Here is a 13197-nt window from a genome sequence, read left to right as displayed (position 1 = left end):
ACCTAAAAAGGTTGAATAAGCCGCGATTATTTTTTATCAGGATCGTTATTTTTCTTTTTGAGTGCCGCATAAACCGTAAAATTGTTTACAGCCATAAGCCAGATAAGCGCCGAAGCTCCAACATTCTTTGTTATGGCAAATACTATAACTCCTATTATACAGTATACTGCTGCTATTATTAGTAAAACTTTGTTTTTCATTCCATTACGGCTCCTTTATTATTTGAGAGCGGCCTTAACTATATTATAGTTGCTTGCCATTCTCTGCTCAGTGTTTTGTCCGACCATTGAATACAGCTGTATGTAGTATACACGCCCGTATTTTTCGGTGTCAAATACCGCATTGCACGAGAGATACGAACCTGCCTTTCCTGAGTGGAAACGGTCCGAATCACTTGCACCAGCCATCCAGCCGCAGCCGTAATTCATGTCCATATTGAACATTTCCTTCAGCGAATCCTCATTGATGAGCTTTCCGTTCATAAGCGCTCTGTCGAACATTACAAGGTCGGCTGCACACGAATGTACATCTCCCGCACCTCTGTTGAATTTCGGACTGGCCATGTAGCCGTTTTCATCAGTAAATTCCACAGCTTCTTTATCGTTCAGCTCGGGAATGCTTGTAACATCACCTGTTTTCATGCTGCTTGAATGTTCCATTCCGCAGACATCGAATATGTTCTCCTGCAAATACTCGCCGAAGCTCTTACCCGTAAGCTGCTCGATGATCATTGCAAGAAGGTGGTAATTGGTATTGCTGTAGCTCATTTCAGCTCCCGGTTCGTGTTTCAGTTCAAGACTGCCTATGAAATCCAGCATTTCCTCATCCGTGAAGCTGTCCGCCAGGAATTTTTCCGTCATGGTCTCAATGTCGATATCATGAGTCTTTGAAAGCGAAAAAACATCGTTCACATAGTCATATATGCCCGACTGCATATGAAGCAGCTGATATATGGTTATATTCCTGCCTGCTTCGTATTCGGGAAAGAATTTGCCGAGAGTGTCGTTCATGCTCAGCTTGCCCTGCTCTATGAGCTGAAGTACGGCTGTTGCCGTCATAGTCTTTGTTATCGAACCTACCTCATAGGTAGTATAAGCGTTTACGGGAGTTTCACCGTCGGTCTCTGTTGAATCAAGTCCCTGTATGAAGATTATGTCATTATCCGTTGCAAGAATGTTAACGCCTTTGAGTTCAGCGAAAGTAACGCTGAGATTCTGGAGCTTTTCAGCTATCTCGCTGTACTCTTCCTTATCATTGTGCCACTGGTCGTTTTCATGTTTGAGTCCCTCTGTAACGTCGGAAACAATAGCATAGGCTTCTGCTGTTTCAGCTTCGGACACGGCTTCGCTTACAGAGGATACCGATACATCGGATACGGATGGATCACTGCTCTCCGATGTATTCTGTGAACTGCATCCCGTCATCATTAAAAGTGCGGTCAGAAAAGCGGTAAACCTGCTACACTTCTTCATACCTGTTCTCCTGTTAATCCTTTTTTATCTTCATCGATATATCAAAGCATTTTACCGAGTGGGTAAGTGCGCCGAGAGAAATAATATCAACTCCTGTTTCTGCAACGGAGCGTATATTCTCTGCTGTTACATTTCCCGAAGCTTCAAGGAGTGCTTTTCCGTCGGTCATCTTAACTGCCTCTGTCATTTCCTCACAGCTCATATTGTCGAGCATGATTATCTCAACCCTGTTTTCAAGTGCCTCACGAAGCTCGTCAAGAGTACGTACCTCGACCTCTATCTTTACGGTGTGGCCTATCTTCTCGCGGAGTGCGCTTACAGCAGCGGTTATACCGCCGTATGCATCTATGTGGTTATCCTTAAGCATTGCGGCATCCGAAAGATTGAAACGGTGGTTCTTGCCTCCGCCCACTGTAACAGCGTACTTCTGGAGGGCGCGGAGTCCCGGGAGTGTCTTTCTCGTATCGGTAACAGATGCGTTTGTACCCTTTACCAGCTCAACACATTTGTTTGTAGCTGTAGCTATGCCTGACATGTGCTGGAGTATATTGAGTGCGGTACGCTCGCCCTTCAGGAGAGTAAGTGTACTTCCGTCCATTTCAGCGATGATATCGCCTTTTTTTACCTTTGTGCCGTCCTGCAGGAGTATGCGGAAATCAACATCTCCGCCTGCAAGGTCGAATACTCTTTTTGCTATCTCGATACCGCAGACAACTCCCTCGTCCTTAGCCACGTAATAAGCGGAGCTTCTGTGGTCGGCAGGTATAAGGTTATCCGCAGCAGCGTCGATATAATTTATGTCCTCCATAAGCGCAGTGGTAATAATATTATCAATGTAGCACTGTAAAAGCTTCATAATCAAATTCCTTTCTTGGCATCATGAGTAACTGGATGCGATACTCAGGTATTCTTCAAGACAGAGTCCCGATTCATATACGAGTTTTGCGTTTTCCTTGCCGAGATAGCGTACATGCCACGGCTCGTACTTGTAACCTGTCTTGTCTTCCTTGCCCTTTGGGTAGCGTATTATAAATCCGTACTTCCAGCAGTTCTCCGCAAGCCATGCAGCTTCGGGAGTATTGAGGAAAGCGTCGCTTGCCATGTTTATATCCGCTGCAAGACCTGTCTGATGCTCGGAGTGTCCCGGACGTGCAGAAAATGTATCGGCTTTCGCCTTGCCGTCTCTTGCAACGTATGAATTGTAAAGCGTAGCCTGATAATCGTATGAACGGAATCCCGAACATACCTTCAGCGAAAGTCCTTCACTTGCAGCAGCTGCCTGCATCTCATTGAATGCAGCCTGAGTCTCGGGAGTAAGTCCTCCGGGACCATAATTAGAAGGAAGTGCATAGGTCTTGTTTACGATAAGTATGCCGTTGATATAGGTGATACCATCCTTTACGGTGACTTCACGGCGTGTGAAGTGCTCAGTCTTGCCGTTTTCCCATACAAGGTCGAAGTGGTCACGGTCTATACGTGTGAACGCCGCTTTTTTGGCATAGTTTTTTTCGTCAATGAATACTATATTGTTTCCTCTGAAATAATAACAGTAATTCCCCTTGTCGTTTTCGTCAAATCTCGCTCTGTAGCTTCCCGTGTAGCCTTTTATATCGAAATAACGGACGCTGTAATCGCCTCCCGTAACATAAAAGCCCGTCAGCGGTTCATTCAGCTCGATGTCATCCTCACAGAGGAATGTGAGATGCTCGCAGCCTGTATCACGCCATTCAAAGTCAAAGAACAGGTCGTTCTTCCAGATTATATCAGCTGCGGCAGTTGTACCCGCTGTACCGAGGGTGAATTCAAGTTCATTATCTTCAGCAGTAAAATCAAATCCCATGCTGTCGCCTGTTTCGGCGTTGACATAGTGGCCGTAGCCGTCCTTGAAAGAAAAGAAACGGGTACCGTCAAAGTCCCTTCCTATCCATGTTCCCGAAGGCACGATGCTAAGCGTATGTGCAAGATATCGCCTGTATATCACCACATCGTAAACGTTGACCACGCCGTCTCCGTTGAAATCTCCGCAGCCCTCGCACATATCCCCCTCATTCAGTATGAAGCTGCTGAGGGTAAGAAGGTCCTTGCTGTTTACAGCCTTGTCATTATTGCAGTCGCCGCGGTGTTCGGCAGCGAATGCATTTGATGTTATCATCACAGCAGCAGTAACTGCTGCCGCTGTGACGGAAAGTATGCGATATATTAATTTCAAAAAAACACCTTCATCCTTTTTTCCGTGGAATTGATGCTATATTACTCCATAACTTCGCTGAGTATGATATAAGCAACTGTTACTATCGACTTTGCAAGAACATAATCCGCATCAACAAGATAGCCTCCGCTGAGAAGGTCCTCGCGTATCTCCTTTACACGCTTGAAGCCTTCCGCAGCAGCCTTCTTATCGGGGATAACGAAATAGCTGTTCTGCATTATCTTTCTTGTTTCGGTACGAACGCCCTTTGGTATATGGGGAGCGCCGATATGCGGATCGAATTCTGCCTCCTCGAAGTCCTTTGGTGCAGATGCAGCCTTTGAAGCGATATCGTTTGCCGCATGGCGTGAGAATACAAGAGCTTCAAGCAGAGAATTGCTTGCAAGACGGTTGCTTCCGTGAACTCCTGTGTGTGAGCACTCACCGCAGGCATAGAGGTTCGGCAGACTTGTTTCGGAATTGCGGTCTACGTCTATACCGCCCATGAGATAGTGCTGACACGGGAATATCGGTACAGGCTCCTTTGTAAGGTCATAGCCCTGGTCAAGGAGATTCTTGTAGATCATAGGGAAGCGGTTCTTAAGGAATTCGCTGTCCTTATAGCTTATATCAAGGTAGAAATCTGTAGAGTTCTGCTTGCGTGATTCAAGGATGATAGCATGTGATACAACGTCACGGGGTGCAAGCTCGAGACGCTCATCGTAGTTGTGCATGAAACGCTCCTTGTGGCAGTTCAGCAGATATGCACCCTCTCCGCGTACAGCCTCGGAAATAAGGAAGCACTCACGGGTAGCACGGTTGTTGAATGCTGTCGGGTGGAACTGTACATAGCTGAGGTTCTTTATCTTTGCGCCCATTTCAAAGGCAAATGTGATACCGTCGCCTGTAGCTATCGCCGAGTTGGTCGTAAACTGGTAAACACGTCCGATACCGCCTGTTGCAAGTATCATAAAGTGGCAGTTTGCAGTTGTATAGTTCTCTTCAATATCCTTGAGCAGTGCGGAATAACCTGTAGAGGTCTTCTTGACACTGCACATCATGGTATTTTCCATAATTGTAACATTTGGAAGCTTCTGTACGTTTTCAAGGAGAGTTGTGGTTATCTCCTTGCCTGTAGCATCCGCATGGTGGAATATACGGTGGTGGCTGTGACCGCCTTCAAGAGTGCGGTGATAAGTACCGTCGGGCTTCTTGTCGAACTCAACTCCGAGGTCGATGATATGCTCGATATCCTGTGCCGCTTCGCTTACGAGAGTATGTACAGCGTCAACATTGTTCTTGAAGCTGCCTGCTATAAGTGTATCGTTCTGGTGATACTGAATATTGTCATTAGGCGAATTGTAAACACCTGCGATACCGCCCTGTGCAAGTGAAGAATTACAGAGACTCAGCTCACGCTTGCAGAGAATGAGGATATTAAGTTCCGATGGCAGGTTGATAGCCGCATAAAGACCTGCAGCGCCGCAGCCTGCGATAATAACATCATAATTTACAGACATATTAAGCACGTCCTTCACAAAAAATTATACATGTATATTATACCACATATCACGGTGATTGTCACTACTATTTGGAAATATTTCTTCATAATAAAAAATACCGCACCATCCCCGAATGATACAGGACGGTACGGTATTAGGTTATTCAAAACGATATTAATACTTCTTCCATGTAGAGGCGCCGACAGATACACCGCCTACTGCTGCTCCTACAAGAAGCAAAGGTGTGGAAACAGGTGACGAAAGAACCGCACAGCCGCCGACAAGCGCAAGAAGTGCTGCTCCGCCGATAAGTCTTATTGCTGATACAGCACGTGAATTACCGCTTTTTACTGTTTCAATTGATACTGCATTACTTTTCATAATAATACTCCTTTATATGTCCGATAGGTCATATCTGCTTTTTAGCAGAATAATATATCATCAGCAAGCATATTAGCTTACTGATGTTGTATTTATTTTATCATTTCTGCGGTAAATATCAATAATTTCACGGTTATCGGTCGGTGAAACCGGGTTTTCGGTATTTATGATTTCATTTTAAGTCAGAGTGATATATTATCGGTCTAAGCTGTATGCCGTTCATTGCGGCTTCAACTGCCTGCGGGAGCATACTGAACTCAGCCACAAGGGATGCAGGCTTGTTTATGCAGTCATCCTGCAGCATAGGTACGAAATAGTAGTTCTTGCGGTTGAACAGCTCCCCTATATTCTTTGCCGAGCCCATAAGGGAATCGTTGGAGGCTATAGCAAGCAGTACGGGTTTGCCGCGTCTGAGATGTGATTTTACAGCCATTGTAACTGCGCCGTCTGTTATGCTTGATGCAAGCTTTGCGGCGGTGTTGGAGGTACAGGGCGCAACTATCATTATATCCGTCATATCCTTCGGACCTATCGGTTCAGCTTCTTCTATGGAAGTTATAACGCTTCTTCCGCATATTTCCGCAAGCCGCTTTTTGTTCTCTTCGCCTGTTCCGAAACGTGTTGAAACTGAAGCTGCCGTTTCGGACATTACAGGTATCAGCTCCGCACCCATTTCCCTCAGCAGTTCCGCCTGTCTGAAGCTTCGGTCAAATGTACAGAACGAGCCTGTAAGTGCATATCCTGCTTTAAGTCCCTTGAAAAAATCTGTCATGATTATCCCCTTTCTGCAAGTATCTCTTCAACTGCATCTGCTATTATCCTTCCTGCCGTTTCGGGGGAGCATTTTGCAGGAAGCCCCCTTGCCCATATCACTTTTATCCCGAGTTCCTCAGCAGCAGAGATATCCACTCCTCCCGGAGCGGATGCAAGGTCGATGAACAAAGTCCTGCGGCTGAATCCTTCAAGCACATGCTTTCCGAATATCTTCTCGGGAACTGTATTGAACACAAGTCCGTAGTCCGAACCCGTATCCGCTGAATCCACCGATGCTATACCCATTACCGCCGCTTTTGCCGCTCCCTTTGGATTGTGTACCGCTGCTGTGACCTGCGCTCCGAAAGCCTTCATCAGCTCTGCAAGAATACAGCCTATCCGTCCCATGCCTACAATTAGTACGGAAAGTCCGTTAAGTGATACGGAGAGCGCCGATATTGCCAGTTCAACCGCACCTTCGGCAGTAAGAAAGGCGTTTTTTATACAAAAGTCCTCCCTTGAAAGGTAGTCTGCAATGGGATGACCTGAAAAGCAATGAGCTGTACGCTCGTCGGTGCGTCCTGCAATTACAACAGCGCCGCTCCTCAGCAGCGGGCGTATATCCTCGGGAATCAGCAGTCGCTCACTGTTCGGCGAATATATATTTCCCTCAGCATCAAATGGTATAACAGGAAGCACAAGGCAGTCCACATTTCCCTCGGGAGACGGAAAGGACGTTTTATCGTGTCCCGAGACGTAAACTTCATATTTTTCCGAAAGCGCTTCGGCACAGTAAAGCTGCCGCTCGTCGCCTCCTGCAATAAGTATCTTATCCATAGTTAACTCCAGTCTTATCGTTGAGATCGTTCCTCTGAATGAGGTTTACCCTTTATTATATGTCACAGCCGCAATATAGTGAAGGATACCTCAGCTCTGCATTATGTGGATCCCGTCATATGAACTGAAATCAGACCACAGTAAATGCTGCAACCGCGGTTTATTAATACTTTATGCTTGCATTTAATCGGAATATATGATACAATTAAGTATTGCTGTATTGCAATACGAGATAAAGAAAATATGAAACAAGAAAGGTTTATTATGGACACGTCTGACTTAATAAAAATTATCGTCGTCGTTCTGATGATGGTATTCTCGGCGCTTTTTTCAAGTACCGAGACAGCTTACTCCAGCGTTAACAAACTAAGACTGAAAAACTACGAGGCTCAGGGCAATAAAAAAGCCGCAAAGGCTCTGAAACTCGCTAACCGCTTCGATGAGGTGCTTACGGCGGTGCTTATCGGCAACAACATCGTAAATATCGCCACTTCATCTATCAGCACACTGCTTTTCGTAAGCGTTTTCGGAAGCAAGGGCGCAGGTATCTCAACTGCTGTCATAACAGTCCTTGTACTTGTGTTCTGCGAAGTAATACCAAAATCCTATGCAAAAAAGAATGCGGAAAAACTGGCGCTCTCCTTTGCTTCTCCGCTTTCGCTCCTTGTAACTCTGCTGAAACCTGCGGTTTTCTTACTGAACAAGCTCTCTTCTCTGGCTTCAAAAAGCAGCAAGAATGAACCAAGTGTTACCGAGGACGAGCTTAAGTATATGATAGATGAGATCGAAGAACAGGGCGTTATCGAGGAACAGGAAAGCGAACTCGTTAAAAGTGCCCTCGAATTCGACGAGATATCCGTCGATGAGATACTTATTCCTCGTGTAAAGGTTGTGGGAGTCGAGATCAATTCCTCAATCGACGAGATAAAGGAGATCTTCAGTCAGGAAATGTACTCACGTCTTCCTGTTTACGAAAAGAGTCTTGATGATATAATCGGCATCATTACAAACAAGGCATTCTTCAAAATGCTCGTGGAAGGCAAAAGCGATATCAGAAGCATTATACAGGACGTTCCGCATATCGTTGACAGCAAACTCATCAGCGAAGCTATGAAGTACATGCAGCGTTCAAAGGTCCACCTTGCGGTAGTTACAGACCAGTACGGCGGTACAAAGGGTATCATTACCCTCGAGGACATAATAGAGGAGCTTGTGGGTGAGATATACGATGAGGACGATGAGATAATCACAAATATCATAAAGCTCGATGATTCAAGGTACGAGGTCGCAGGAGATATGAGCCTCGACGATATGCTTGATGTTCTCGGTCTGGACGAGGATATGGCTGAAACGGACTACACTTCCGTAGGCGGCTGGGTGACAGATGTTATGGAACACATCCCCGAACAGGGCGAAACGGCTGAAACAGGTATCTTCCGCCTTACTGCCGCAGAAGTCAACGAACAGAACGTCGAAAAGGTCATCATAGAGATACTTCCCACAGAAGAAAAAGAGGAAGATACGGAAGAATAAACAAATAGCATAGAAGATACAAGCCATAGTTTTTCTGGTGCAAAGTCGGAAGAACTTTGGCTTTTTTTGACACATTTTTCCATTCTTTCACATTCATCCCGAGAATCGCTTTTTTCCTTACACAGGCTTTTTTTCACTTATTCAGCTTTTTTTCACCGTTTTTTCATTTACACGCTTTACAATAAAAGCATAGAGAAACAAAGAAAAACACGGGGAACGGGTATTAAAAGAAAGCGGTGAAGATATGAAAAATCTCAAAATAACAAAGAAAACACTGGCATTCATAACATCAGCTGTTATGTGTACTATGAGTTCCGCAGGATGCAGCGCATCCGACTTAATGAAGAAAACTGGGGACACTTCCTCATCCGTAGCAAGCGAAAGCTCGGAAACTTCATCAACAGCAGATACCCTTTCAAATACAATTAAAGAAGAAAAGAAAGAGGATAACGGTCTGTTCTCTGCAAGAGACCTCGATCCCTCTTATGACGAACTTACAGCAACTATCACTCTCGACGGTGATTCAGCAAAGGTTGACGGTAACGGTGCAAAGTCTGAAGGTTCTGTGGTAACTATCACAGAAGAAGGTGTTTACCGCATTACAGGAAGTCTCGATGACGGTCAGATAGTTGTGGACGCAGACAAGGCAAAGGTCCAGCTCGTACTCGATAACGCTGATATCACATGCTCTGATTCCTCTGCGATTTACGAAAAGGACTCCGATAAGATCTTCATTACTCTTGCAGAAGGAAGCAAGAATACAGTTTCCGACGGCAAAACGTATGCGGACTCGGAAAGCGAGGATGCTCCCACTGCTGCAATTTTCAGTCAGGACAGTCTCACTATCAACGGCAGCGGCAGTCTCACCGTCAATGGCAGTTACAAAAACGGCATCCAGAGTAAGGATGATATTGTAATTACAGGCGGAAATATCACTGTAGAATCTACAGGTGACGGCATCAAGGGCAAGGACTACATTGCTGTTGCAGACGGTGAGATAACAATTAACGCCGGTGAGGACGGTATAAAATCCACAAATGCCACAGACGAAGGCATGGGCTTTGTTTACATCGAAGGCGGTAAATTTGATATCACAGCAGGAAATGACGGCATACAGGCTGAAACTGTTCTTACCATCAATGACGGCACATTCGAGATAACTACAGGCGGCGGATACGAAAAATCCACAAAAACTCACTCCGACAGCTTCGGCGGCGGTTTCGGAGGCGGTCACCACGATATGTTCGGCGGTGAGGACTTCGGAGGTATGTTCGGTGAGGACGAATTCGGTGACTTCAGTTTTGATGACTTTGATTTCGAGGACTTCAGCTTCGATGACTTCGGCGGAGGTTCTCCCTTTGACGGAAACGATCAGGATGACTTCGGTGATAACTTCAGATCAGGCATCAATTCAGATTCGGAACCAAATAACCTTGCTAATATGACTACAGAAGATACAACGTCCACAGACGAGACCTCCGACAGCACTAAGGGACTGAAAGCAGGTACCTCAATTATTATTAACGGCGGTACTTTAACTATAGATTCTTCCGACGATTCTATCCACTCAAACGGCGATGCAGATATCTTCGGCGGTATCTTCACTTTAAGATCAGGTGATGACGGTATACATTCCGAAGGTACCCTCAATATCGGTGAGAAAGCCGAAAACACTTTCGATAATGTACAGATATATATTGCTGAATGCTATGAGGGTATCGAAGGCGTTACTATCAACCAGAACAGCGGTACAGTCTATATCATCTCAGGTGATGACGGCTATAATGCCGCAGGCGGTGCCCTTGATACAACAACAGAGAACAGTAATTTCCGCGGCGGAATGATGTCAACTTCAACAGGTACTCTTAATATCAACGGCGGTCTTGCTGTTGTTAATTCCGCTAACGGTGACCACGACGCATTCGATTCAAACGGTGATGTTAACCTCAACGGCGGCTACATCTGCGCTAACGGTCAGGAACCTATCGACTGCGGCGACTCGGGAAATACGATCAATTACAATGGTACAAGCATTATAACACTGACAGCAGGTAATACCGATCTTACTCAGAGATACAGCTTCGCAGATGAGGAGGGAAACGTTATTGTGTCCTTCATGTCCGCAAACGGCTCAGCAGGTCAGAACTGCACAGACTGCAAGGCTTACTCGGACGGTACAGTATCAGGAGGTAAAGAAATACTCGCTCAGGCTGAAAATTACAACGTAACAGTCGGCGGTACTCTTAAGGATGGTAAGGAAATAACTGCAGAAGCCGAAACAGGCGGAACGATGGGATTCGGCGGAGGACGAAAAAACAAAGGAAACTTCGATGCAGGTATGACCCCTCCCGACGGCGAAAGAGAACTTCCTACAGATGAAAACGGTGAAGCAGTTATGCCTGAAATACCAAACGGCGGATTTGGCGGAGAAAATATGACTCCACCACAGGGCGGCAGAGGCGGTCCCCGCGGCGAGCGCCAGACGCCTGCCGATGATACTGCCGAATAAATAAGATATCCAGATGATTTCATATTAACCACCCTAACAACAATGGCGGTCAGCTTTAAACTGACCGCCATTGTTCATTATTCAAGTGAATGTGACATATAATAATCCTGTATGCTTATCTCAACAAATTTCTTATTTAAAAGTTCCTTATCAAAACCCCAGTATTTTATGATATAATCAGTATAATAAGTTTTAGCATCATTCAAAAGACTTTTTTCATCGTTATACTTTGAGAAATAATAATAGATAGAAAATGAACAATACTCCGTATAAGGAAGGTCAATAACCTCAATAACTCTTGAATTAGATTCATATTGCTCTTTTACATAGTCAATACACAGCTGATCTACACAGTAATTAGATATGTAAATATCCGAAAGAATAAAGCATATAAAAGAAAATAACACAGACAACACACAACTTATCGACTTAAACTGTATAGTGGAAATAACATCAAACATTTCCATAAGAAGGGAGCCTGCAGTAAGACACCAGAATATGTAGGTAGCAAAGAAACAGCGAGGGGTTATCGGTTTAACTACTATAAAAGGTGCTGTGACAATAATAACAGAGCATATTAAGAAAGTAACCTTAATAAACCTGGATAGATCAAGCAAAACAAAAGACATATAAACAATTCCAAGCATATATATAAATGCAAAAGCAAGCAAAATCGCATTTACTCTTAACGCAGGAGTCATTGAGATCAAACCGCAAAACACCTGAGAAAAAGCTGAATAAGCAGCATATGCAATTATAACAGGAAGAAAAATTTTTGCATATTTAGGAGCACCTTTAGAATTAAGAGAATGATATTTTTTATAAAATAAAACCGTAATTGATACTGCAATTGCAAGGTGAACAAAAAGGAATGAATGACTGAATGCCGTAGATACGTCTCGATATAACGTTGAAAAAATATCACTGAAATCAAACTCTATAGCTCTGAAACCCTGTTGGTCACCCTCATCAGATGTGATCTGATGATAATTCGGATTCAAAAACATAACAACAGTTCCAATTACAGTTCCAACAAGATATGCAACATGTGCAATATGGATCTTCTTAAACCGTACAAAAGAAAAACTAATAGTAAAAACAGCAAGTATGCAATTATAAATAGTAATATTCTCAACACACAATGTACCCGCAAAGCCAAGAACAAAAAATAGTAAACTACTCCAAACCGGAAGTTTACACGTTTCACCATCAAAAAGAGGAGTGATAAAATTAATGTATATAAGTGTTAAAACAAGAGAGATGACATAATTCGTAAAACCTGAGATCCAAAGGGTGGTAAGCATAGCAATACCAGAAGGTACAAGCATAATACAAAGTCCTGATATTAAATATGTCATTAATGATGATTTTTTTGAAGTCTTAAGAACATTAGCAATAAGGAAAAAAAGTGCAACAAGGAATGGAACACAAATTAAAGGTCTCAAATAAGGAAATTTAATAATGTAAAATGTAATAAAGTTAGTAAAATACCTGCCGTTCATATTACTGTCACTGAAAACCTGCGAAATAGTATCTAAAGAACTCCACCAATAGTCATCACCGGACATAACAAATGTAGAACATTGAATGATAGCATATAACATAAATATTCCGCATACAATAAAAGTAAACTTATTTTCTTTGATCTTATTAAGCATATCACACCTCCGAATAAATAACAAAAAAGCCTGTTCAAAAGAACAGGCTAAAAATGTGTCGGCATTGAAATAGTTTTCCCGGGCCGTCACCAGCCAAGTATCGTCTTCGCGGCAGAGCTTAACTTCCGTGTTCGGAATGGGAACGGGTGTGACCTCTGCGCCATAAACACCGACTTTGAAAACTGAATCGCTTTTGTAATACTTAGAACTCTTTACATGAATCAAAAGGAAAAGCCCTCGACCGATTAGTACCTACAAGCTGAACATGTCACCATGCTTACACTTCAGGCCTATCAACCTCATAGTCTTTGAGGGGTCTTACTCTTACGAAGGGATATCTTATCTTAAGGTCGGCTTCACGCTT

At 43.9% G+C, this 13197-nt stretch carries 11 protein-coding genes and 2 rRNA genes; 2 read left to right on the top strand and 11 right to left on the bottom strand.

Going from position 1 to position 13197, the window contains the following annotated elements:
- Positions 1-26: 26 nt before the first annotated feature.
- The 8 genes from BT127_RS16975 to BT127_RS14750 form a co-directional block, all read right to left on the bottom strand.
- Complete coding sequence (locus BT127_RS16975; protein ID WP_175541983.1) at positions 27-200, bottom strand: hypothetical protein; 174 nt, start codon at positions 198-200, stop codon at positions 27-29.
- Between the two features lie 18 nt (positions 201-218).
- Positions 219-1472, bottom strand: coding sequence for a serine hydrolase domain-containing protein (locus tag BT127_RS14780; RefSeq protein ID WP_075425741.1), 1254 nt, complete (start codon positions 1470-1472; stop codon positions 219-221).
- 13 nt (positions 1473-1485) lie between these two features.
- Entirely contained in the window at positions 1486-2328 is an 843-nt protein-coding gene (nadC, locus tag BT127_RS14775) for a carboxylating nicotinate-nucleotide diphosphorylase (RefSeq protein WP_075425740.1), read from the bottom strand.
- A 21-nt stretch (positions 2329-2349) separates the two neighbouring features.
- On the bottom strand, positions 2350-3681 hold the full coding sequence (locus tag BT127_RS14770) for a D-alanyl-D-alanine carboxypeptidase family protein (protein ID WP_075425739.1): 1332 nt from the start codon (positions 3679-3681) through the stop codon (positions 2350-2352).
- Between the two features lie 41 nt (positions 3682-3722).
- Complete coding sequence (locus BT127_RS14765) at positions 3723-5180, bottom strand: L-aspartate oxidase (protein ID WP_075425738.1); 1458 nt, start codon at positions 5178-5180, stop codon at positions 3723-3725.
- A gap of 156 nt (positions 5181-5336) precedes the next feature.
- Positions 5337-5543 carry a hypothetical protein gene (locus BT127_RS14760; RefSeq protein ID WP_075425737.1) on the bottom strand — a complete coding sequence of 69 codons (207 nt, stop codon included), beginning with the start codon at positions 5541-5543 and terminating at the stop codon, positions 5337-5339.
- Positions 5544-5715: 172 nt separating this feature from the next.
- On the bottom strand, positions 5716-6315 hold the full coding sequence (locus BT127_RS14755) for a dipicolinate synthase subunit B (RefSeq protein ID WP_075425736.1): 600 nt from the start codon (positions 6313-6315) through the stop codon (positions 5716-5718).
- 2 nt (positions 6316-6317) lie between these two features.
- Positions 6318-7133 carry a dipicolinate synthase subunit DpsA gene (locus BT127_RS14750; RefSeq protein ID WP_075425735.1) on the bottom strand — a complete coding sequence of 272 codons (816 nt, stop codon included), beginning with the start codon at positions 7131-7133 and terminating at the stop codon, positions 6318-6320.
- 264 nt (positions 7134-7397) lie between these two features.
- Here BT127_RS14750 and BT127_RS14745 point away from each other — a divergent pair, with 264 nt between their 5' ends.
- Positions 7398-8666 (top strand): hemolysin family protein, encoded by a 1269-nt coding sequence (locus BT127_RS14745; RefSeq protein WP_075425734.1) that lies wholly within the window; start codon positions 7398-7400, stop codon positions 8664-8666.
- A 244-nt stretch (positions 8667-8910) separates the two neighbouring features.
- Entirely contained in the window at positions 8911-11175 is a 2265-nt protein-coding gene (locus tag BT127_RS14740) for a carbohydrate-binding domain-containing protein (RefSeq protein WP_075425733.1), read from the top strand.
- 77 nt (positions 11176-11252) lie between these two features.
- Here the strand turns inward: BT127_RS14740 and BT127_RS14735 are convergent, their stop codons facing one another.
- The 3 genes from BT127_RS14735 to BT127_RS14725 all read right to left on the bottom strand — a co-directional run.
- Positions 11253-12833, bottom strand: a complete 1581-nt coding sequence (locus tag BT127_RS14735; RefSeq protein WP_075425732.1) for a DUF6056 family protein — start codon at positions 12831-12833, stop codon at positions 11253-11255.
- Positions 12834-12889: 56 nt separating this feature from the next.
- Positions 12890-13007 (bottom strand): 5S ribosomal RNA (gene rrf / locus BT127_RS14730).
- A gap of 50 nt (positions 13008-13057) precedes the next feature.
- Positions 13058-13197: ribosomal RNA gene (locus BT127_RS14725) — 23S ribosomal RNA — on the bottom strand; the annotation flags it as partial.

Source organism: Ruminococcus sp. XPD3002 (assembly GCA_900119535.1).
Taxonomy (GTDB): Bacteria; Bacillota; Clostridia; order Oscillospirales; family Ruminococcaceae; genus Ruminococcus; species Ruminococcus flavefaciens_H.
This window is presented reverse-complemented; position numbering and strand designations above follow the sequence as displayed.